This is a genomic window from Brachybacterium sp. p3-SID957 (assembly GCF_025144775.1).
Lineage (GTDB): Bacteria > Actinomycetota > Actinomycetes > Actinomycetales > Dermabacteraceae > Brachybacterium > Brachybacterium epidermidis.
In genome coordinates this window covers 1-22,392 of sequence record NZ_JALXKT010000038.1, presented here as the reverse complement: position 1 = coordinate 22,392, position 22,392 = coordinate 1, and the positions used below count along the sequence as shown (strand labels likewise).

General features: G+C 69.2%; 18 protein-coding genes. 10 read left to right on the top strand and 8 right to left on the bottom strand.

The features are described from left to right. Complete coding sequence (locus M3B01_RS09445) at positions 1–1,182, bottom strand: sialidase family protein (RefSeq protein WP_259791567.1); 1,182 nt, start codon at positions 1,180–1,182, stop codon at positions 1–3. Between the two features lie 301 nt (positions 1,183–1,483). Here M3B01_RS09445 and M3B01_RS09440 point away from each other — a divergent pair, with 301 nt between their 5' ends. The 5 genes from M3B01_RS09440 to M3B01_RS09420 all read left to right on the top strand — a co-directional run bounded on the left by M3B01_RS09440 (position 1,484) and on the right by M3B01_RS09420 (position 7,360). Next, the gene (locus tag M3B01_RS09440; RefSeq protein WP_259791565.1) at positions 1,484–3,109 is read left to right on the top strand and encodes an extracellular solute-binding protein; all 1,626 of its coding nucleotides are present in this window, start codon (positions 1,484–1,486) and stop codon (positions 3,107–3,109) included. Positions 3,110–3,182: 73 nt separating this feature from the next. Continuing rightward, positions 3,183–4,115 carry a sugar ABC transporter permease gene (locus M3B01_RS09435; RefSeq protein WP_259791563.1) on the top strand — a complete coding sequence of 311 codons (933 nt, stop codon included), beginning with the start codon at positions 3,183–3,185 and terminating at the stop codon, positions 4,113–4,115. Positions 4,116–4,185: 70 nt separating this feature from the next. Continuing rightward, entirely contained in the window at positions 4,186–5,007 is an 822-nt protein-coding gene (locus tag M3B01_RS09430) for a carbohydrate ABC transporter permease (RefSeq protein ID WP_259791559.1), read from the top strand. A gap of 6 nt (positions 5,008–5,013) precedes the next feature. After that, a complete protein-coding gene (locus M3B01_RS09425) occupies positions 5,014–6,210 on the top strand; it encodes an exo-alpha-sialidase (protein WP_259791556.1) in 1,197 nt (398 codons plus the stop codon). 34 nt (positions 6,211–6,244) lie between these two features. Continuing rightward, a complete protein-coding gene (locus M3B01_RS09420; RefSeq protein ID WP_259791553.1) occupies positions 6,245–7,360 on the top strand; it encodes a sialidase family protein in 1,116 nt (371 codons plus the stop codon). 80 nt (positions 7,361–7,440) lie between these two features. On the opposite strand, the gene M3B01_RS09415 is transcribed toward M3B01_RS09420, so the two are convergent. Continuing rightward, positions 7,441–8,889 (bottom strand): MFS transporter, encoded by a 1,449-nt coding sequence (locus M3B01_RS09415; protein ID WP_259791551.1) that lies wholly within the window; start codon positions 8,887–8,889, stop codon positions 7,441–7,443. A 92-nt stretch (positions 8,890–8,981) separates the two neighbouring features. Between M3B01_RS09415 and M3B01_RS09410 the strand changes: the two genes are divergently transcribed. Next, entirely contained in the window at positions 8,982–9,470 is a 489-nt protein-coding gene (locus M3B01_RS09410; protein WP_259791549.1) for an NUDIX hydrolase, read from the top strand. Between the two features lie 172 nt (positions 9,471–9,642). Here M3B01_RS09410 and M3B01_RS09405 read toward each other — a convergent pair whose 3' ends face one another. Beyond that, on the bottom strand, positions 9,643–11,439 hold the full coding sequence (locus tag M3B01_RS09405; protein ID WP_259791547.1) for an urea amidolyase family protein: 1,797 nt from the start codon (positions 11,437–11,439) through the stop codon (positions 9,643–9,645). Next, positions 11,436–12,224: a LamB/YcsF family protein gene (locus M3B01_RS09400; protein ID WP_259791575.1), complete on the bottom strand. Its 789-nt coding sequence runs from the start codon at positions 12,222–12,224 to the stop codon at positions 11,436–11,438. Before M3B01_RS09400 ends, M3B01_RS09405 begins: the two co-directional genes overlap by 4 nt. A 481-nt stretch (positions 12,225–12,705) precedes the next feature. On the opposite strand from M3B01_RS09400, the gene M3B01_RS09395 reads away from it, so the two are divergent. Further along, on the top strand, positions 12,706–13,632 hold the full coding sequence (locus M3B01_RS09395) for a hypothetical protein (RefSeq protein WP_259791543.1): 927 nt from the start codon (positions 12,706–12,708) through the stop codon (positions 13,630–13,632). A gap of 106 nt (positions 13,633–13,738) precedes the next feature. Beyond that, positions 13,739–14,785, top strand: a complete 1,047-nt coding sequence (locus M3B01_RS09390) for a LacI family DNA-binding transcriptional regulator (protein WP_259791541.1) — start codon at positions 13,739–13,741, stop codon at positions 14,783–14,785. Here M3B01_RS09390 and M3B01_RS09385 read toward each other — a convergent pair whose 3' ends face one another. From M3B01_RS09385 to rhaI, 4 genes are read right to left on the bottom strand one after another with little or no spacing between them, the layout of a single operon-like run. Continuing rightward, complete coding sequence (locus tag M3B01_RS09385) at positions 14,786–16,258, bottom strand: rhamnulokinase family protein (RefSeq protein ID WP_259791540.1); 1,473 nt, start codon at positions 16,256–16,258, stop codon at positions 14,786–14,788. Further along, a complete protein-coding gene (locus M3B01_RS09380; protein ID WP_259791539.1) occupies positions 16,255–18,342 on the bottom strand; it encodes a bifunctional aldolase/short-chain dehydrogenase in 2,088 nt (695 codons plus the stop codon). Before M3B01_RS09380 ends, M3B01_RS09385 begins: the two co-directional genes overlap by 4 nt. After that, on the bottom strand, positions 18,339–19,058 hold the full coding sequence (locus M3B01_RS09375) for a class II aldolase/adducin family protein (RefSeq protein WP_259791538.1): 720 nt from the start codon (positions 19,056–19,058) through the stop codon (positions 18,339–18,341). The genes M3B01_RS09380 and M3B01_RS09375 overlap by 4 nt, the downstream gene beginning before the upstream one ends. A 1-nt stretch (position 19,059) precedes the next feature. After that, entirely contained in the window at positions 19,060–20,238 is a 1,179-nt protein-coding gene (gene rhaI, locus M3B01_RS09370; protein WP_259791536.1) for an L-rhamnose isomerase, read from the bottom strand. A 123-nt stretch (positions 20,239–20,361) separates the two neighbouring features. Between rhaI and M3B01_RS09365 the strand changes: the two genes are divergently transcribed. After that, on the top strand, positions 20,362–20,742 hold the full coding sequence (locus tag M3B01_RS09365) for an L-rhamnose mutarotase (protein ID WP_259791534.1): 381 nt from the start codon (positions 20,362–20,364) through the stop codon (positions 20,740–20,742). 21 nt (positions 20,743–20,763) lie between these two features. Then, on the top strand, positions 20,764–22,158 hold the full coding sequence (locus tag M3B01_RS09360; RefSeq protein ID WP_259791532.1) for an MFS transporter: 1,395 nt from the start codon (positions 20,764–20,766) through the stop codon (positions 22,156–22,158). Positions 22,159–22,392: the final 234 nt, after the last annotated feature.

Sequence of the window (22,392 nt, the reverse complement as noted above, 5' to 3'; positions counted from 1 at the left end):
TCAGTCTCCTCGTGCCGTTTGTCCAACCGAGCTGGGGGTGCGTGCCCAGACGGCTCGTCGCATCTCCATCAGGTCCATCCGCAGCAGGTCGATGCGTTCGTGGGTCGATGCCTCGCCGGTCTCGACCAGGATGTCGAGCACGTCCTCGCCCACGGCCATGTCGCTGTATCCGGCCGGTCCGGCACGGAGCAGACCCAGGGTGTCGCTGGTGGCATCAGTGATCACACGGAGCACCAGGTCTGCCCGCCGCCCGGCGGCGGCGGGGGAGGTGAGAAGGATCGAGCCGGTGCCGCGATCGGCGCCCACCCCGCACTGCACGCGCGGCCCGTCGTACCCGGTGAGCACCTGATGAGAGCGAAGAGATGTGGCGTGGTGCTGTGTGCGAGCCGCGCTGCGGGCGGCTGCATCCCCCTCGTGCTGATTGCGGATCGTCACGACGACCTCCTCGGGGCGGTCGGGGTCCACCGTCAGGGCCGACTCATTGGGGCCGTGGATCCCGTCGGTCCCCTCGGTCACCCAGGCAAGGCGCCATGAGTGCCCATCGTCGTCACTGATCAGACCGTGGGCCCCGTAGAACCAAGCCGTGGACGGCTGGGTGTCATCATCCCGGGCACCGTCCGGAACAGCGGGGCGCCGATACGAATGATTGGCCGCGACCACCAGGCGACCGGAGGCCAGGCGCACCCCGTGCCCGGGCCCGGTCGCGTACCAGGCCCAAGTGGGGTCGAAAACCGTCTCGGTGATCTCCCTGGCATCTCCGACCTGGGAGAGGTCAGACGAGAGGCGAGTGACGTGGACGCGCCGTCCGTCGGCTCGATCAACGGCTCCAACGAGGATGTCACCCTCCTTGGCATGGGCACCATTGGTAGTCGTCAGCAGCACGATCTCCCCGGTGGAGGCCTCGATCGGCACCGGATTGCCATGGGTGCCGTCGCCGTTGGTTGCGATGGTGCGTGCGGGGCTCCACTGGAAGCCATCCTGTGAGGTCGACGCGATGACGTCGATCCGACCGGTGTCGCCGGGACTGTGATGGCGGGCTTCTGCGAAGGCGACCAGCCGACCGTTCCTGCATCGCAGCAGGGCGGGGATGCGCACCGCAGCGCAGCCGAGGAGTTCTGCATCGAACACCGTGACCGCAGGGGCGTGCAGGCGGGCCAGGGAATCCGCAGCATTGCTAGTCATGGGACGTACTATCTCAGAACGGATGTCGGCAGACAAGGGCATCGGTGGCATGAGTCTGGGAGTGATGGTGGTGGGCAGACGCCGTATTGCTGTAACGATGCAGGTCAAGAGCCTACGGGAATCAAGCCGCCTGGAGTTCACGCCGGCGATAGGTGCCTCTGTTGCTGGATGCCGCCTCCCTCGCGCCGCGAGAATACGATGACGCAAGGGGTTGTGACATGGGATGTCCCGTGGCATCGTTGTGTCCAGTGACACAGACGGTCCGGCGACACCGATGTGCGGACCGGGAGAAGAGGTCGAGATGGAACGCATCACGCGCCGGGGTGTTCTGGCAGGGGGAATCACAGCGCTGGCGTCGGGCACCGTGCTCGGCGCTTGCTCCTCGGGTGGGGGATCCGGGGGAGAGCAGGAGCGCAATACCCAGGTCGTCCTGCCGACTTTCACCAAGTACGAGGGCGTGAACCCTGACTGGAAGGGTGACGAGACGCTACTGGACGGGTTCAAGGAGTACCCGGCTGATCCCGTGGTGGGGGTGCAGGAGCCTCCCGGTGACGGCGAACCCATCAGCTTCATCACCAACATTCCCGGGGCGATCCCACCACAGATGGATGCGAACCCTTTCTGGCAGGCCTTGAACGAGCGCATCGGTTCCCCGTTGCGGATCGACATGGCGCCCAACGCCGACTACGAGACGAAGTTCCAGACCAAGATCGCCAGCGGTGACCTGCCAGACATGATCAACATCCCGCCGGGGACCGCGGATCTGCCCGGTCTGCTGGAGTCAACCTGTATGGATTTGACCGAGCACCTTTCCGGCGATGCGATCTCGGCATACCCGTACCTCGCGAACCTGGGTCCCGACTACTGGAGGCCCTGTGTGGTCTCCGGTGCCATCTACGGCATCCCGGTGCCCAGGATGATGTCACGCAACTTCATGGTCCTGACGCGCCGTGATGTCATGGCTGATCGGGGGATTGACCCCGATGTCCAGCCGGAGACCTGGGATGAGTTCCAGGATCTGTGCACCGAGCTAACCGATCCGTCGCGGAACACCTGGGCCCTCTCGACGATGCCGGGCAACTTCGCCAATATGGCGTCGGGCATCCCGGCTGGATGGCAGCGCCAGGGCGACGGTTCATTCACGCACTTCCTTGAGCACGAGAACATGGCGGCGAGCTTGGAGGCGCAGCTCAAGCTCTGGGAGGCCGGCGTGATCAACCCGGATGCCTTCACTGCCAACTCCAGCGCGAAGAAGGAGTGGTTCAACGGGGCCAGTGCGATCATGGATGTGGACTCCTTCGTCGCCTGGACGGGTTACGAGTCGACCAATATCGGCAATCCTGACTTCTCGGTGGGTGGGATCGTCGCACCGTCAAACCAAGGGGCCGAGCCTTTCTCCTGGGTCGGGTCGGCGATTAACAACATCACTGGTTTTTCCGCGGGGTCCTCCCACAGTGTGGAGACGCTCCTGGCTGTCGCTAACTGGTTCGCGGCACCATTCGGGACCGAGGAGTACCTGTTCAAGAAGTACGGAACGGCGGGGCAGCAGTACGAGCTCCAGGGCAATGATCCCGTGCCCACCTCGCGTGGAGTCCAGGAGGTGGGAATCGGTGTGCAGTACATCGCGGATTCCCCGATGGCGTTCTACTTCCCAGGCGAGCCGGATATCGCCGAACGACAGTTCCAGGTCCAGGAGCGCATGAGTGAGAACCTCTCCCGGGACATGGCCGAAGGTCTGTACTCGCGGACCCGTGACCAGAAGGGAGGGGAGCTCGAGGCGCCGGTGTGGGACGCCATGAGTCAGATGGCGCAGGGTCTGCGCCCCATCTCGGAACTGCCGGACGTGGTCAAGACCTGGCGCGATTCCGGTGGCGCCGAGGTGGCGGAGGAGCTCGCCGAGGCGTACGACGCGGCCGGGATCGAGTGATGGTGGCATGGTCGTAACCATCGAGGAGAGGTCACCCGGGGGTGCAGCCAGCACGGGGCGCCCCTCTGGCCCCGTGACCGGACGCCGCCTCACCTTCTGGCAGAAGCTGTGGCGTGATCGAATGCTGCTGATGTTCGCCCTGCCCGGATTCATGGTGCTGCTCATCTACCACTACTACCCGTTGCTGGGCAACATCATTGCTTTCAAGAACTACCGGCCCTACCGTGGGGTCTGGGGGAGCGACTGGGTTGCTTTAGACAACTTCCGCGTGATCTTTGAGGGCGATCCCGCCTTCATGAATGCTCTGACCAACACCCTGATCCTGACACTGCTCCAGGCAGTCCTGGTGTTCCCGGCACCGGTTGTCCTGGCTCTGCTGCTCAACTCCCTGTTGAGTGAGAGGATCAAACGGGTCATCCAATCGATCCTCTATCTTCCGCACTTCCTGTCCTGGGTGGTCGTGGTGGCGCTCTTCCAGCAGTTGCTGGGAGGTTCCGGACTTCTGAACAATTTCCTGCGATCCCACGGGTACGAAGCGCTCAGTATCATCGGGAACGGGGACCTGTTCCGGCCGCTCCTGCTTGCCCAGGTGATGTGGAAGGACACCGGGTGGGCCACGATCATCTTCCTGGCCGCACTGGCGACCATCAGCGCTGACCTGTACGAGGCGGCCGCCGTGGACGGTGCGGGGCGCTGGCGTCAGATGATCCACGTGACCATCCCTGGCCTCAAGGGGGTGGTGATCCTGCTGTTCATCCTGCAGCTGGGAACCTCGCTGACCGTGGGCTTCGAGCAGATCCTGTTGCAGCAGAACGCGGTGGGCCTGCAGAAATCAGAGGTCCTGGACACCTACGTGTACAACCGCGGGGTGATCGGAGGGAACTGGGGCATGGCCACCGCAGTCGGCCTGGTCAAGAGCGTGGTCGGGGTGATCCTCGTGCTGGGGGCCAACAAGATCGCGCACATGTTCGGGGAGGCGGGTGTATATGCCACGCGTTCGAAGTAGAGGCCGGCGGTCGCGGCTGGTCCACGGCCAAGCGCCTCCGGGCCCCGTCGAGCAGGGCATCAAGGCGACCGTGCTGCTCGTGCTGTGCCTGGCGGTGATCGTCCCCTTCCTGTCGGTGGTCTCCACCTCGGTAGCGCCGAGGGAGCAGATCAGCCGGGCTGGCGGGCTCGTGCTGCTGCCACGAGGCCTGGATCTGAGTGCCTACCGGGCGATCTTCAGTGGTGGTGTGGTCACCCGCGCTCTCGCCATCAGCGTGGGCGTGACCCTGGTGGGGACGGCACTGAGCCTATTCGTCTCCTGTCTTCTGGCCTATGCGACGAGCCGAGCGCATTTCGTGCTGGGGCGGCCGATCCTGCTGGTGGTGCTGATCGGGATGCTGTTCTCTCCCGGCATCATCCCGGTGTACCTCGTGGTGCGGCAGACGGGTCTGCTGGACAGCCTATGGGCGCTCATCATCCCGACCATGGTCAGCGGATTCAACGTGATCGTCCTGAGATCCTTCTTCCAGGGCATCCCCGACGAGCTCACCGAAAGCGCCACCATTGACGGAGCGACAGAGTGGCAGGTCTTCTCCCGCATCGTGCTGCCCCTGTCCAAGGCGGTGCTGGCGGTGATCGGCCTGTTCTACGCAGTGGGCTACTGGAATGCCTTCTTCAATGCCCTGCTGTACATCGATGACGCCGCGAAGTGGCCTATGCAGCTTGTGCTGCGCACCTACGTCGTCAACGACGCTGCCATGGGGCAGGCGGATCTGGGGACCGAGATGATGCCTCCCCAGTCCTCCCTGCAGATGGCGATCCTGGTCGTCTCCATGGCCCCGATCCTCATCGTCTATCCGTTCCTGCAACGACACTTCGCCAAGGGCGTCCTCACGGGCGCCGTGAAGGGATGATCTGCTATGTTCCGATCCAGCATCCTGGCCCTCGCGGTCAGCATCACTCTCAGCCTCCCTGCAGGCATGGCGGGGTCGCACTCGCAGTCCGACTGGCCAGAGAGCACCGACGGGGTCGTGGTCTTCGACAAGGGATCCGACGGGTTCCAGTGCTTCCGAATCCCGGCGGTGGTGCGAGTCTCCGACGGTTCACTGCTGGCATTTGCCGAAGCGCGTCGCGCCCACGGGGACTCGTTCTGCCATGACGACGGATCGATCGACCTGGTCATGAAGAGGAGCACCGACGACGGAGCCACCTGGTCCGCCATGCAGACGGTGCTCGCTGGGGACCCGTGGGGTGAGGACCGAGGGGCCACCCGCGGCAACCCGGTCCCGATCGTGATCAGCCAAGGTGAGCACGCCGGGAGGATCGTGCTGCTGAGCACCTGGAATGTCGAGGGGTCCCGATCCGAGCGTCGGCCCTTCGTCCAGTTCAGCGATGACGACGGCCACACCTGGTCCGATGCCGTCGACCTCACCGAGCAGCTGAAGGTCGACCTACCGGAGAAGGGGTGGTACGCGACCGGCCCCCAGCACGGCATCGAGATGAAGAACGGGCCGCATGCAGGCCGGTTGGTCGCGGGTGTCAACTATGAGGGCGGTCGTGGAGCCCTGATCTTCAGCGACGACGCCGGGGTGACCTGGCAGCACGGTGCCGATGCGGCTCGCCCCACCGACGCCGATCACTTCTCGGAGGTCGGCGTCGAGGAGGCAGCAGACGGTTCGCTGTACGCCATCGGTCGTAGTCGTAAGGGAGAGAAGAGCACCGAGACCCGCGAGTTCTCGCGGGCGGCCAACGTCAGCAAGGACGGCGGTGCCACCTTCGAGAAGGACGCGTTCGGCTTCCAGAGTGACCTGCTCACCACCCCGGAAGTGCAGGGGTCGATCGTCAACGCCGATCAAGCGTCGGGAGCTGCAGGGAACACCCTCGTCTACGCCGCCCCGCAGCACGGCACACTGCGGAAGGACCTTGGACTGTTCGTCAGCCACGACGGTGGCGGTTCCTGGGTCCACGTCACCGACATGACGCGTAACCGCTCGGGGTACTCCGACCTGGTCATGCTGGATGACAGCACTGTCGGTGTGCTCTACGAGACCGGGCTGGAGAGCGGTGATGCGCGCGACCGGATCGTGTTCGACACCGCGAGCCTGCAGCGATCCTGAGCACGAATACCCTCCCCGACAAGGAGCGCCTGCCATGACTGACTCCCGTACCACGGTCCGTGTTGCCCGTCGCGGTCTGCTCCACGGCGCGGTTCTGCTGCCCCTCATGGGCGCGAGCGGATCAGCGTCGGCCCTTCCCGCCGGGATCCGAGCACAGGGGCGCTTCGCGGCGAGCTGTGATCCGCTTGCAGAGCCACTCGAGGCGATCCGGCCCAAGCGGCACGACTACGAGGCGTGGCCGCATTTGCTGACCACCCCCGGCGGGGCGGTGCTGTGCGGGTACACGGCCCGTGCCCAGCACCTGACCGTCAAGGGATCCACCTCTGTGCTCGTGCGCAGCGAGGACGGCGGTGAGAGCTGGGAACAGATAGCCGTGTGCCGGAATGATGCCGTCGGCTGGGGATTCGAGGCCATGGCCGTGGGAGGGGGCGGTGAGATCATCGTGATCCACTCGCTCAACTCGGCTCTCCACCATGACAAGCCCGATCAGCTGCTGGTCGAGGTCTCCTGGGACGACGGCCGAACATTCCAGGAGAAGACCGAGGTCGACACGGGAGGCGTGCTGGTCACCCTCGGGGATCTCACCTACGTGGGAAATGGCACTCTGCTCGCGCCGTACCACGGAGATGGGTGGGGCGTCGTGCGCAGTCAGGACGATGGCAAGACCTGGCAGGTCGTGGGGACCAGCAACGGTGGCAAGTGGCCCTTCGAGGGCCGCATCATCACCGGGAGGACGCCCGAGCAGGACCACTCTGACGCGACGGACCTGCTAATGGTCGCTCGGAACCCCGAGATCGGACTGCTCCTGAGCAGGTCCACCGATCGAGGAGCCACCTGGGACCAGGCCGAGGCGACCGGTCTCGGCGTCATGTACGAGGGTCTTCACGCCGATGGCCCGCTGGTCCACATGGTGTTGGCCGATCGCGACAGCGGGGAGATCTTCTCCACCACCTCTACTTTCACGCGGCTCTGGGCCGATGCCACGGATTGGGATCCACCGTGTCTGCTGACCGCTCTGGATCCCTCCGGAGCGCCGGCTGAGCAGGGTTATCCGGATCTCGCGCGGGTGGATGAGCAAACTCTGCTGATGGCCGCGTACGACGGGGAGAATCCGATCACGGACATCCGGCTGTGGCGGTATCCGGGATAGATCTCCTTAGTCACCCCTTCACAGCATCCACCGCGGGCTCGGCCTACAGGGTGGGACTGGCAGCCGGGATGAGGAGACGGTCATTCCTCGGAGGCCCCGGTCCACTCCTCCAGCGCCCGCCCGCGCTGCTCAGGAAGGGTGAACGCCGCAGCCGCGGCCAGTGCGAACGCCCCGGCGAACACGGCGAAGGCGAGCACCTGGGTGCCGGTGGCCACCAGCACCGGCACCAGGAACGGCGCCAGCAGGGAGGCGATGCGGCCGAAGCCGGCCGCGGCTCCCGTGCCGGTGCCGCGCACGGCCGTGGGGTACAGCTCCGGGCCGATCGCGTACAACGCGCCCCAGGCGCCCAGGTTGAAGAAGCTCAGCGCGCAGCCGGCGGCGATGATCATGGTCTCGCTGTCGGCCATCCCGTAGGCGCCGGCGGCCAGTGCGGACCCGGCCAGGAAGATCGTCAGCGTCCAGCGCCGACCGATCACCTCGATCAGCCAGGCCGCTGCCGCGTAGCCGGGGATCTGGGCCAGCGTGATGATCAGGGTGAAGGTGAAGGACTTGGTGAGGTCGAAGCCGCGGTCCACCAGCAGGGTGGGGATCCAGATGAACGCCCCGTAGTAGGACAGGTTGATGCAGAACCACACCACCCACAGGGCGGCGGTGCGGCCCCGCAGGCCGCGGGACCAGATGCTCTCGCGATGCACGGTCGCCGCGGCCGACGGCGAGGCGTTCGCGGCGGCCGACGGCGAGGGGTTCGTGGCGGCCGACGGGGAGGTCTCCCGGGCATCGACGCCCGAGTCGCCCGCCGCCGACGCGCCCCCACCCCCCGGCTCGATGCCGGCGGACTCCTCGAAGCGCTGCACGATCTGCTCGGCCTCGTCGTGGCGGCCCTTCTTCTCCAGGAACCGGACCGACTCCGGCATGCCCAGGCGCACCACCAGCGAGTAGAACGCGGGGACCATGCCGATCGCGAGCGCCCAGCGCCATCCGTTCTCACCCTCCGCGGCCACGAAGGTGCCGATCACGGCGGCCAGGATCCAGCCCAGCGCCCAGAAGGCCTCCAGCCACACGATCACGCGCCCGCGGATCCGGGCGGGGGCGAACTCGCTCATCAGGGTGGAGGCCACCGGCAGCTCGGCACCCAGGCCCAGTCCCACCACGAAGCGCAGTGCGATCAGCACCGCGACCCCGCCGGCGAGGGCCGAGGCGCCGGTGGCCAGGCCGTACACCAGCAGGGTCAGGGCGAACACGTTGCGTCGGCCGATGCGGTCGGCCAGCAGACCGCCCAGGGTGGCGCCGATGGCCATACCGGCGAACCCGGCAGAGGCGATCATCGAGGCATCACCCTTGGTGATCTGCCAGTGCACGGACAGCGCCGCGATCACGAAGCTGATCAGGCCCACGTCCATGGCGTCCAGGGCCCAGCCGATACCGGAGGCGCCCAGCATCCTGCCGTGGCGGCGGGTGAAGGGAAGGCGGTCCAGGCGTTCGGCGCGGGTGAGGGTGGGGGACTGCGTGGCGGCGTCGTGCTCGCTCATCACGTGCTCCGGTCCAGGGGGAGGGGATGGTCGCGGGACATCGTGCCACAGTGACGCTAAGGGTCTCTCTCCTGCTCTGCGACGATGGGGGCATGCCCGCCCTGCTGCCGGATCCCGCCTACTTCGCGACCCTGCCCAAGATCGTCTCCTCCGGGGCGGTGATCCTGCGCGACGAGCGCGACCGGTTCGTGATCGAGAAGCCGAACTACCGCGACCACTGGCTGCTGCCGGGCGGCACCGTGGATCCGGGGGAGGATGCGCGCCAGTGCGCGCAGCGGGAGGTGCGCGAGGAGCTGGGCCTGGACGTCGAGGTGGGGCGGATGCTGGCGGCGAACTGGGTGCCGGCGCGGGCCTCCCGCGGCGCGCCGATGGGGGTGCACTTCGTGTTCGACGCCGGGGTGATCACCGCCGCGCAGCTCGAGGAGCGGATCGTGCTGCAGCGCTCGGAGCTGGATGCCTGGATGCTGGTCGAGGAATCCGAGGCGCACCTGCTCTCCCCCTGGGGTGCGCAGCGCGCTGTGCGGGCGCTCGCGGTGCTGCGTGGAGAGGCCGAGCCGGACCTGCTGGGCTGGGGTGAGTGAGAGGGCTCGGAGCCGCCCCAGCGTCTGGCCGGTGCCGCGTCGGCCGCCGAGCCCCCGGCCCGCACCCCGGAGTCCTCACGCGCTCGGTGCGCGCCCCGCCGGTTGGGTAGGGTCGGGCACCGGCGCGCGTGCTGTACTCGGCCGATGGGCGGAAGCAGCCACCAGCATCCACTCACCGCGGGGCTGCCTCCCGGAACCGCAGCGTCGTCCCCGGCGCGGCCTGGGCCAGCAGGTCCAAACCGCGCGGGGTCAGCACCCCGATCACGGGATACCCGCCGGTGGCGGGATGATCGGGCCCGAACACGACCGGCAGTCCCGAGGGCGGCACCTGGATCGCTCCGGGCACCATCGGGTCGCTGGGCAGGGTGCCGCTACCGTCGGGCACGGGCAGTGCCTCGCCGTCCAGGCGCACCCCGACCCGGTCCGAGTCGGCCCGGACGGTCCACTCGCGTGCGAGCAGCGCACCGACGGCGGCCGCACCCAGCTCGGAGTGCCGCGGGCCCAGGGTCACGGGGATTCCGATCCGCTCCTCGTCCTGGCCTGCACCCAGTGCTGCCGACACATCCTCGCCGCCACCGTCCCCTCCCGGCGCGCACCACGGCACCGCGTCGAGTCCTCGCTCGGGGCCGACCAGCACCTGGTCTCCTGCCCCCAGCGGTTCCGGGCCCAGCCCCGAGAGGGTGTCGCGGGAGGCGGAGCCGAGCACCGGTTCCGCCTCGATCCCGCCTCGCACCGCGAGCACGATGCGCAGGCCGTGCGCGACCGGGCCGATCTCCACCGTGTCCCCGGGATCCAGCACGATCGGTTGCTCCCTGGCCTCCGCCGCCGCCACGTCGAGGTGCCCGCTGTCCTCAGCATGCCTGCTCACGGCCACGCCAGCGGGTGCGCCGGCGATCGCGATCACCGACGGGGCGGTCGCCCGCAGCCGCACCGGACCCAGCAGCGCTTCGAGGGCAGGCACGAACGGGGGGTTCCCGACGGCCCGGTTCGCTCGGGCCAGGGCACCACGGTCGAACGCACCCGAGCGGCTCACCCCGATCCCGGCATGCCCGGGCCGGCCTCCGTCCTCCACCAGCAGGCGCGGCCCCGGCGACTCGACCACGAGCACCGGTCGGGCTGGGTGCAGGCGCGGCACGCGCACCGATCCGCCGGAGGTGCGCCTGGCCAGAGCAGCGGTCACCGCCGAGGCCCTCCTGGCCGCCTCCGTCGGCGCCGCGGCCAGGCGGCCCGCCGTGTGCAGCAGCGCCACACCCCGACGGGACTCGAAGCGCACCCGGGTGCCGGGGGTGAGCAGGGCCGGCTGCTGTCGGGCGGCGTCGAACAGCACGGCGTCGGTGCGGCCGATGAGCTGCCAGCCCCCGGGGGAGGGCCGCGGGTAGACGCCGCTGTAGCCGGCGGCCAGGGCCACCGACCCCGCAGGCACCGAGGCGCGCGGCTCCTCGCGCCGGGGCACCTGCCAGCTCCAGCGGTCGAGGTCGGGCCCGGCTGCAGCGTCGCCGGGCGATCCCCCGCCCGCCGTCTCGGGCAGCAGGTAGGCGAACCCGGGTGCGAAGCCGCCGAAGGCGGCGGTCCACGTAGTGGTGCAATGGGTCTGGACGAGTCTCTCCCGGGAGATCCCCAGCAGTGCCGCAGTGGAGTCGAGGTCCTGCCCGTCGTAGACCACGGGGATCACCACCTCACCCGCACCGGTACGGCCCGGTGCCCCCACGGGCAGGTCCACCAGCAGCGCCGAGAGCTCCCCGGGAGTGGACAGTGCGGTCCCGCTGAGCAGCAGGGTCCGTTCGGCCGGCACCACCTCCAGCAGGGCGGCAGGGGCGAGGTCGCGCAGCGCCGAGGCGACCTGCAGCACCGTCGCGGTGTCGGCGTACTCGGCCAGGACGGCGCGCTCGCCGATCGGCCGCACCGTCAGCGGAGGCGGAGCGAGGGCGCGGTCCTCATCGGCCCCGGGATGCTCGGCATCGATGGTCACAAGGCCGCCTCCAGCACGACGCCCGCCTCCCGCAGCGCGGTCCGCACACTGCGCGCCAGGGCCACCGCGCCCGGGGTGTCGCCGTGCAGGCACAGGGTGCGGGCCTCGAGCTCGATCCAGGTGCCGTCCAGGGCCCGCACCCGCTGGTCGATCGCGATCGAGACGGCCTGCGCGGTCACGGCCTGCGGATCGGTGAGCACGGAGCCGGGTCGCGAACGGGGCACCAGGGTGCCGTCGGGCGCGTAGGCCCTGTCGGCGAATGCTTCGGCGAGCACCGGGATCCCGGCCTCGGATGCGAGGCGGCCGACGAGCGAACCGGGCGCGGCCACCAGGGGGAGCGGCGTCGGCCCCGGGCCTGCCGCGCCGCCGGGCGCGGGACCGGCGGCCAGCTCGCGGATCGCGGTCACCACGGCACCGGCCTGGGCCTCGTGGTGGACCAGGGCGTTGTACAGCGCGCCGTGCGGCTTGATGCCCCGCACCTGCACGCCCTCCACGGCGGCGATCGCCTGCAGCGCCCCCACCTGGGCGATCACCTGGTCGGTGAGCTCGGTGGGGGAGATGTCCAGGAAGCGTCGCCCGAACCCGAGCAGGTCCGGATACGCCACGTGCGCTGTGACCGCCACCCCGTGCCGATTCGCGCCCGCGCAGGCCCGACGCATCGTGGTGGGATCTGCGGCATGCGCCCCGCAGGCGATGTTCGCCGTGGTCACCACCTCGAGCATCGCCTCGTCGTCCCCCATCGGCCACACCCCCAGGGCTTCCCCGAGGTCGGCGTTGAGGTCGATCGATGCGCGGGCGACAGGGGCCGCGGCGAGGGACGCGGGTGAGGTGCGGTCCTGCTGTGCAGCGAGGCGGCGGTCCACGTCGGCTCCTCCCATGGCGCTCGGCGGTCGTTGCCACCATTGTCCGCTGTCGCGCCGTCGGATCCACAGTGCGGGACGTTGATGGACCGCAGACGAGGAGATCGCCGAGCTGTTCTACGGACCGGCATGATCCTGCTCGACACCCACGCCTGCTGTGGCTGGTCAGGGACGACCCCCGGCTCGGTCCTGAATCGCGCCGTCTGCTGTCGCGGGAGGATCGCGTGTGCTTCTCCTCGATCTCCATCACCGAGATCACCATCAAGCACATGCTGGGCCGGCTGCCGCTGCCCGGGCCGGAGACCTTCCCGGGGTGTTCGGGGATTCTGGCCTGGTCGAGCTGTCGTTCCGCTCCGATCACGCGGTGGCGCTGCTGGAGGATGACAGTGGCCGATACGCTCGCACGATGGACGCCCAGCACACCACGCACCGCACGGACGCCGCCCCGGCCTACACCGCCGGCAGCCTGGACAGCGCTGCGCAGGTGCTCCAGCAGGCCGATGGCTCCACGCCCGCACCGGTGCTGTCCCTGACCGATGAGCAGCTGGCGGGCATGGACGGCGACCGCGCCGACCAGCTCACCGCCCTGCCGTGGCTCGCCGAGAACACCGAGGACATCGAGGACATCGAGGGCGACACCGCCACGGGCCGCCGTGCGTTCGCGGCCGGTGTGGGGCTGCGTTCCCTGGTGGCCTCAGGGTTGGTTCGGATCGTGGCTGATCCCGCCGGCACTGACGGGGACGGAACGGGGAGTCGCTGGCAGGCCGTGCCGGTGCTGGACGGCTGCCTGGTGCTGCGCCGCGCCGCGAACGTGGTCACCTCGGTGGAGCGCACCATGAACACCCCCAGTGGGCCGCAGGTGAACCGTCTGTACTACTACACCCATCCCAGCGGAGTGCTCGAGGAGGAGGTCACCGCCTCCGGGATCCACCACTTCACACCGTTGCGCCCCGAGCAGGCTCCGGAGCGGATCGCCGCCCTGGTCGACCCGGCCGGCGTCGCAGGTTCGGCCGCGGGCCGAAGCGAGGACCTGGCCGTTCTCGCAGGCTCCGACGGCGGTGCCGACCCGCTCGCTTCCACGTCGGCCGCGCAGGACCTCGCCGACCGATTGGCCGGCACCCTGGCGATGAGCGTGGTCACCGTGGTGCGTGCCGGAGGCGGCGGCGTCGAGCAACGGAGCCTCGCAGCCACGGCCACCGAACTGCTGCTGATCGAGGGAGCAGACGCGCAGGTGCGCGCCCGGGTGCTCGATGCCGAGGCGCTGCGGGAACTGGCGGTGGGGCTGGTGGCGCTGGCGTCGGATGAGCGAGATCCGGGAAGTCGATCGTCATGAGTAGGCACAGGTGCTGTCGGTAAACCGGGCAGCATTCCTACCGCGGTAGGGTCGAGGCCCCAGGAACCCGCACCAGCGCAGGTCGTAGTGCAGAAGGAGATGTCTCGTGGCTGGCAGTCGCCCGGTGGGCATGAAGGACGTGGCGCGCCAGGCCGGAGTCTCCGTCGGGACCGTCTCCAACGTCCTGAACCGCCCGGACATCGTCTCGGCTGACCGCCGGGAACGTGTGGAGCTGGCGATCCGGAAGCTCGGTTACGTGCGCAACGACGCCGCCCGTCAGCTCAAGCTGGGGCGTTCGCGCACCGTGGGAGCCATCGTGCTCGACAGCGCAAACCCCTTCTACGGGCAGCTCGTGGCCGGAATCGAGGCGGCGTCGGAGGACTCCGGTCTCGCGGTCATCGCGGGCAGTTCCGGGCATCGTGAGCAACGCGAACGGCTGTACCTCTCGCTTTTCGAGGAGCAGCGGGTGCGGGGCATCCTCCTGGCCTCAGCTGGTGGCACCGATGACCTCATCCTGGCGATCCGCCAGCGAGGCACTCCTGTCGTGCTGGTGGAGCGTGAGCGCGAGGAGTCCGGCGGGTCCTCCCTGTCCGTCGACGATGTCGCCGGCGGCATGCTCGCCGTCCAGCACCTGACGGGCTCCGGACGTCGACGCATCGCTGTGGTCGCCGCCCGCCAGGATATCCGGCAGGTCGCAGAACGTCTGCGCGGGGCTCGACAGGCTGCTGCCGAGGCGCACGTAGACCTGGAAGTCATCGAGGCCGGGAGCCTCACGGTGCTGGCCGGCCGAGGTGTGGGTGAGCAGATCGCTGCGCGTTCAAAGGTGGAGCGACCCGACGCAGTGTTCTGCGTGAACGACATGTTGGCCATCGGGGTGATGCAGGCCTTCGCCTTCCGCTATCGGGTGGAGGTGCCAGGCGACATCGCCCTTGTGGGTTACGACGACATCGAGTTCGCGCGCAGCACGATCGTGCCGCTGACCTCTGTGGCCCAGCCCGCTGACCTCATGGGCCGCACGGCGCTGGCCCTGCTGGAGGAGGAGATCGCGCAGACCAACGCCCCGCGTCGGCACGTCAGCTTTCGACCACAGCTGGTGGTGCGGGAGTCCAGTGCACCGGTGCAGGTCCGCTCCGGCGTCGCCACGACACGGTGATCAGTCGGGGGCCGGGCTGGACAGCTCGAGGTCCACGCTCGTACGCACCGCATCGCGCAGCGCACCGGACCCGTCGGCCAACGCGCCGAGCGTCCTCGCCTGGAGGGCCACGTTCCCCAGCGCCGTGGCCTCCATCGGACCGGCGACCACATCGATGCCCACGGCATCGGCGGTCAACTGGTTCAGCAGGGCGTTGCGGCTCCCACCACCGACCACGTGCAGCCGCTGGGGCAGAGGCATCCCGGCGAGGCGGCAGGCCTGCTGCAGCTCGTCGCGGTAGGTCTCCGCGAGCGACTCGAGGATGCAGCGCACCAGCTCCGCCCGCGACCTGGGGTGTTCGACGTCGCCGAGCGGACGTGCACTGTGCAGGATCCGGTCCGCCATCCGTCCGGGGGCCAGGAACTCCGGGGAGGCGGGGTCGATGCGGAACCGGTCGGCGGGGGCCGTGGCCGCGGCCCGCAGCAGGTCACCGAGGTCAACGCTCTCGCCGTCCTCCTCCCACTGTCGGATCGACTCGCTGATCAGCCACATCCCGGCCACGTTCTTCAGGAAGCGGACGGTGCCGTCCACGCCTCGCTCATTGGTGAACCCGGCCTCGCGGGCCTCTTCGGTCGCCACCGCGTGCGGGAGCTCCAGGCCGACCAGCGACCAGGTGCCCGAGGAGATGTAGGCGACCGTCCCGGTGCCGTCGGCCGGGACGGCGAGCACCGCCGAGGCGGTGTCGTGGGAGCCGACGGCGATCACCGGCACCTCCCCGATGCCCAGCTCGTCGGCCAGCCCCGCATGCACGGTGCCGACCCTCTCGCCGGGGGCGATGAGCGGGGCCAGCAGGGAGCGGTCCACACCGGCTGCGGCCAGCAGCTCGTCGTCCCAGTCGTCCTCGCTCACCGAGAGCATCCCGGTGGTGGAGGCATTGGTGATCTCGGTGCGTCGCCGACCCGTCAGCAGGAACGCCACCAGGTCCGGCACCATCAGCAGGGAGGCGCCCTCGGGAAGCGCGTCGAGGCGGTCGTCGGCCACCAGTTGGTACAGCGTGTTGAAGGGCTGCTGGGCGATGCCGGTGCGGGCGTACTGGCGTTCCCGCGGGAACGCCTGCGCGACGCGCTCGGCGATCCCGTCGGTGCGGTCGTCGCGGTAGGCGATCACCTCACCGTGACGCTCCCCCGTGTTCCCGTCGGGTCGGTCGGGGCCGACGAGCCCGTAGTCGACCGCCCAGGAGTCGATGCCGATCGACTCCAGGCCCTCCAGCCCCTGCTCGACGGCACCGGCGTGCGCCCGGGTGAGTCCGTGTCGGATCTCGGCCCAGAGCGCCTCGATGTCCCAGCTCAGGTGACCCTCCCGGGTCACCAGGCGGTTCTCGAAGCGGTGGGCCTGCTGCAGCTCGATCCGCCCGTCGCCGACGACACCGAGCATGACCCGGCCCGAGGTGGCCCCCAGGTCGACGGCAGCCACCGCAGTGGCCCCGGTGCTCATCGCAGGAACGCTGCGGCGACCCCGGCATCGACCGGGACGTGCAGGCCCGTGGTGTGCGAGAGGTCGCCCGCGGTCAGGGCGTACACGGCGTTGGCGACGTTCTCCGGGAGCACCTCGCGCTTGAGAAGGGTGCGCTGGGCGTAGTACTCACCGAGCTTCTCCTCCTCGACCCCGTACACCTTGGCCCGGGACGCCCCCCAGCCGCCGGCAAAGATCCCGGAGCCGCGCACCACGCCGTCGGGGTTGATGCCGTTGACGCGGATCTGGTGCTCGCCGAGCTCGGCGGCCAGCAGGCGCACCTGGTGGGCCTGATCGGCCTTGGTGGCGGAGTAGGCGATGTTGTTGGGGCCGGCGAACACCGAGTTCTTCGAGGAGATGTACACGATGTCCCCGCCCATGGCCTGCGCGATCATCACCCGGGCCGTCTCCCGGGAGACCAGGAAGGATCCCCTGGCCATGACGCCGTGCTGCAGGTCCCAGTCCTTCGCGGTGGTCTCCAGCAGCGGCTTGGACAGCGACAGTCCGGCGTTGTTGACGATCAGGTCCAGACCGCCGAAGGCCAGCACCGCCTCGGCGATCGCCGCGATCACGGCCTGCTCGTCGGAGACGTCCGCACGCAGCGCGACGGCCACATCGGGCCCGCCCAGCTCCTCGGCGACGGCCTCGGCGTTCTCAAGGTTCAGGTCCGCGATCACCACGCACGCTCCCTCGGCGACCAGTCGCTCGGCGGTGGCCTTCCCGATGCCGGAACCTCCGCCGGTCACCAGTGCGACGCGCGTGGCCAGAGGCTTGGGCGCGGGCCTGCGCTGCAGCTTGGCCTCCTCGAGGGCCCAGTACTCGATGCGGAACTTCTCGCTCTCGTCGATGGGGGCGTAGGTGGAGACCGATTCGGCACCGCGCATCACGTGGATGGCGTTTACGTAGAACTCCCCGGCCACGCGGGCGGTCTGCTTGTCCTTCCCGAAGGAGAACATGCCCACCCCCGGCACCAGCACGATCGCCGGATCCGCCCCGCGCATGGCGGGGGAGTCGGCATCCGCATGCCGCTCGTAGTAGGCGCTGTAGTCCTCTCGGTACTGCTCGTGCAGCTCCCGCAGGCGCGCGACGGACTCCCCGACCGGCGCCTCCGCGGGCAGGTCGAGCACCAGGGGCTTGACCTTGGTGCGCAGGAAGTGGTCGGGGCAGGACGTCCCGAGGGCGGCCAGCGCCTCCAGCTTCTCCGAGGCCAGGAACTCGTGGACGTCCTCGGAGTCGGTCCAGTGCCCGACCATGGGGGCGTCGGTCGAGGCCAGGCCCCGGATCATCGGGAACAGCGCAGAGGCCTTCGCCCGACGCTCCTGTTCGGGCAGCGCGGCACGGGCGGGATCGGCGGTCCCGAAGGGCTCCTGCGAGCCGTGCTCGTCGAGGAACGCCTGGGCCTCGCGGATGATGCGCAGGGAGTTCTCCTGGGCCTCCTCGGAGGTGTCGCCCCAGGCCGTGATGCCGTGCCCGCCGAGGATGCAGCCGATCGCCGAGGGGTTCTGCTCCTTGATCTCGGCGATGTCCAGGCCCAGCTGGAAGCCGGGACGCCGCCAGGGCACCCACACCACGGCGTCGCCGAAGCACTCGCGGGTCAGGCGCTCGCCGTCGGCAGCGGTGGCCAGGGCGATGCCGGCGTCGGGGTGGAGGTGGTCCACGTGGGCCGCCTCGACCAGGGCGTGCATGGCCGTGTCGATGCTGGGCGCGGCACCGCCCTTCCCGTGCAGGCAGTGGTCGAAGGCCGCGACCATCTCGTCCTCGCGCTCCACGCCGGGGTAGACGCCCTTCAGGGCACGCACCCGGTCCAGGCGCAGGACGGCCAGGCCGTCGGCGGTGAGAGTCCCGAGGTCGCCCCCGGAGCCCTTGACCCACAGCAGGTCGACGTCCTCGCCCGTGACCGGGTCGCGGTCGGTGCCCTTGGCGGAGGTGTTGCCGCCGGCGTAGTTGGTGTTGGCCGGGTCCGAGCCCAGCTCGTTCGAGCGGGCGATGAGGTCCCTGACGGTGGCGTCCGACGGCGAGGAGGAGGACGTCGGGGAGGACTGTGCCGGGGAGGAGTTCTCGTTCATGGCAGGGGGGCTCCTTCGGGGATGTCGATGGCGGCGAGGTCGAGGACCCGGGGGGTGCCGCCGAGGGCGCGCGATGCCAACAGCACCTTGGCGTTCTCCTCGACGGCGCAGGCGACGCGGTAGGCGCAGGGCAGGTCCACGTGCACGGCCAGCAGACCGTGGTTGGCCCAGATCACGGCGTTGACGTCCTCGCCCATCAGCTCGGCGCTGCGGCGGCCGAAGTCCGCCTGGGTGGAGAACTCGAACGGCATGCAGGGCACGCGTCCGCGCGCGTACAGGATCATGTTCAGCAGGACCGGGTCGATCCCCTCGCCGAGGATGCCGAAGGCGTTGACGTGGGTGGACTCGGTGTGCACGATCGCGCCCACGTCCGGGCGGCGTCGGTAGTGCTCGACGTGCACCGGGGTCTCGGTGGACGGCATGGTGCCGTTGCGGGGGGACTCCAGCACCTCGCCGGTCTCCAGGGAGACCACGAACAGGTGCTCGGGGCGCAGCCGGTCGTAGCGGGTCCCGGAGGGCGTGATGAGCATGGCGTCACCGCCCTCGTCGCCCCCCCGGCGCAGCCGCAGGGAGATGTTGCCCTGGGTGTTGAAGTTCAGCTGCGCCTTGACGGTCTCCAGGCAGTAGTAGACGACCTCCTCGCGCTGCTCGAGCGTGGCCAGGGACGGCGCTGTGCGTGACAGGTCGTGGTGCTGGTGGATCGGATGGTCCGGCACCTCAGGCTCCCCATCCCATCTGGTCCCCGCCCACGCGCTCCTCGGCGATCCTCTCCTCGTACCCGCTGTTCCGGAACGTCTCGAAGGGGTCGGCGGGCAGGCCGTCCTCCTCGCGCAGGGCGGCGAGAGCTGGCCGCACGTCGGTCCAGAAGGCGTCCATCAGGATGCCGTGGGCCTCGAGCACGTCGCAGCGGCGCTGGGCGTCGGCCAGGGCCTCGCGGTCCACCAGCAGGGCCTTGGCCAGGGTCTCCTGGACGTTCAGCACCGACCGGATCTGGCCCTGGATCTTGGATTCCAGGTTGTGGCACTGGTCCAGCATGAAGTTGACCCCGGAGGCGGGGCGGTGGGCGTCCTGCTGGACGATCTCGAACAGGATCCGGAACAGCTGGAAGGGGTCGGCCGCCCCGACGATGAGGTCGTCGTCGGCGTAGTTGCGGGAGTTGAAGTCGAAGGCGCCGAGCCGGTCCTGGCGCAGCAGCTGGGCCACGATGAACTCGATGTTGGTGCCGGGGGCGTGGTGGCCGGTGTCGAGCACCACCATGGCCTTCTCGCCGAGGGCCTGGACGTGCAGCAGGCTGGTGCCCCAGTCCGGGACGTCCGTGTGGTAGAACGCCGGCTCGAAGAACTTGTACTCGAGCACCATGCGGTGGTCGCCGTCCAGGCCCGCGTAGATCTCCGCCAGGGACTCGGCCAGGCGGTCCTGCCGGGCACGGATCGAGTCCTGGCCGGCGTAGTTGGTGCCGTCGGCCAGCCAGATCTTCAGCTCCTTCGAGCCGGTGGCGCGCATGACGTCGATGCACTCGAGGTGGTGGTCGATCGCCCGCTTGCGCACGGCGGCGTCGCCGTGGGTGAGGGAGCCGAACTTGTACTCGTCGTCCTGGAAGGTGTTGGAGTTGATCATGCCGATCGACACGCCCTGCTCCGCGGCGAAGGCGCGCAGGGCGTCGAAGTCCTCGACCTTGTCCCAGGGGTAGTGGAGCGACACCCGCGGGGCGGCCCCGGTGTGGGCGTGGGTCTGTGCGGCATCGGCGATCTTCTCGAAGGGGTCGCGCGGGGTGCCGGGGGTGGTGAACACCTTGAACCGGGTGCCGGAGTTGCCGTAGCCCCAGCTGGGGACCTCGATGGTGAACTCCCGCAGGTCACGGGCGACATGGTCGGGAAGGGCGGCGGGTGTGGCCATGGACGGCTCCTTGGGCGGGGCCTCGGTGCGGACCGGAGGGGGTTGAAACGACTCAAGGATGACCGTAGCATCCCGTCGAAGCACCGACAAGGACGTTCACCACCACCGGAGGAAGGCGAGCCGATGGAGAGCCCGACCGCGCACAGCCCCGTCCCCGACCTCGACCACCAGCTGCGCACCAGCGAGGCCCGCAGCCCTCACCGCTGCTGCTTCCTGCTGCACGTGAGGCCCGAGAGGCTTCCCGAATACGTCCAGGCGCACCAGCACGTGTGGGAGGAGATGCGCCACGCCCTCACGGAGGCCGGATGGCGCAACTACTCGCTGTTCCTGCATCGCGAGGACGGCATGGTGGTCGGGTACTTCGAGTCCGACGACGTCGATGCCGCCCATGAGGCCATCGCCAGGGCCGAGGTGTCACCGCGATGGGAGGCGGCGATGGAGGAGTACTTCACCGCCGGCGGCGGCCAGAAGGTCGAGCTCGAGCAGTACTTCCACCTGACCTGATCACTCGTGAGGAGCGAACCTATGAGCATCCCGCCCGAACGCGCCGAGGCGTCCTCGTCCGGCGGCTCGCCCGCCCCCGGTGCCGAACCAGTCCCCGCGACCCGCAGCGGCGCACGTCCCTCCGGCCCCGCCCGGAAGGGCCCTGGCAGGGTCTCCGGTTGGAAGGCCACCATCGCGGTCGCGATGTCCAACTACATCGAGGCCGGGTCGATCATCGCCCTGGCCACCAGTCTCACGCTGTGGCAGGAGTTCTTCGGTTTCAGCAACTGGACCATCGGCCTGATCGCGGCGATCTCCGCCAACGCCTTCGGTGCAGCTCTGGGCGCCATGATCGGCGGGCCGCTGGGCGACCGCTACGGCCGCAAGTTCATCTACACCTACGACCTGATCCTCTACATGGTGGGCACCCTCCTGGTGGTGTTCGCGGCCACCGCCTGGATGCTGGTGCTGGGCGTGGTGCTCACGGGTATCGCCGTGGGTGCGGGCGTGCCCGTCGCGTGGACCTACATCGCCGAGCAGGCACCGCACGAGCGGCGGGCCCGCCATGTTGGCACCGCTCAGCTGGCCTGGTCGCTGGGCCCGGCCGTCGTGTTCGCGATCGCCACTGCCCTGGTGCCCCTGGGCCTGCTGGGCTCCCGGCTCATCTTCGCCCATCTCTTCGTGGTCGCCTTCATCACCTGGTGGGTGCGGCGCGGCCTCGCTGAGTCGACGATCTGGACCGACGAGAAGAAGCGCCGTGACGAGGCTGCGGCCCGCGGCGTCAAGCATCGGGGCCTGCGCGAGCTCCTCTCCCATCCCCGCAACATCCGGGCACTGTTGTTCCTGATCGGCGTGTACGCCCTGTGGAACACGGTGGCCGGCCAGATGGGAATCTTCATGCCTCGCGTGTACGAGACCGCGGGGGTCGAGTCCGCCACATCCCAGAACCTGCTGCAGGTGCTGCTGTGGACCATGACCGTGATCGCCACGTACCTGGGCTTCATGCTGCTGGGCGACAAGATGGATCGCCGGTTGCTGTACGGCATCGGTGCGGTGCTCGGAATCGCAGCCTGGGTGCTGCTGGTCTTCGTGCACGTGACGATGCCGTTGCTGATCGTCTTCGCGGTTCTGTGGGGCGTCTCCGCCGGCATCGGGGCACAGGCCTTCTACGCACTGTGGACCGCGGAGATGTTCGCGACTCCGTATCGCGCTAGTGCACAGGGTGTCCTGTTCTTCGTCGCTCGTATTGCAGTGGGCCTGCTCAGCTATGTCTTCCCCACGCTGTTGGCCACGCAGGGCGTGCCGTTCGTCGGACTGATCATGATCGGCTTCCTGGTCGCCGCACTGCTGGTCGGCGTCATCGGTGCGCCGGACACCCGCGGGAAGTCACTCGAGCAGATCGAGCTGGAGCGATACGGCGAGAGGGTCGACAGCTGAGGGTGAGATGCGCGGACCGTGCGGGACGGGGTCGGAGCTCGGCGAGGCTCCGCACCCCGTCCTGAGGGCTCATCGCTCGGCGGGCGTGTCAGATGGTCTGTGTAAGCCGTACCGAGAGGAACGGTAAGAATCATGACCATGACCGACGAGAAGAAGCAGGCCGGTGGTGAGCCCACTGGTCGGGATCTGGTCGATCAGCTGAAGGCCTCGGGGCAGCTGGCCGCTCTGTTCGCT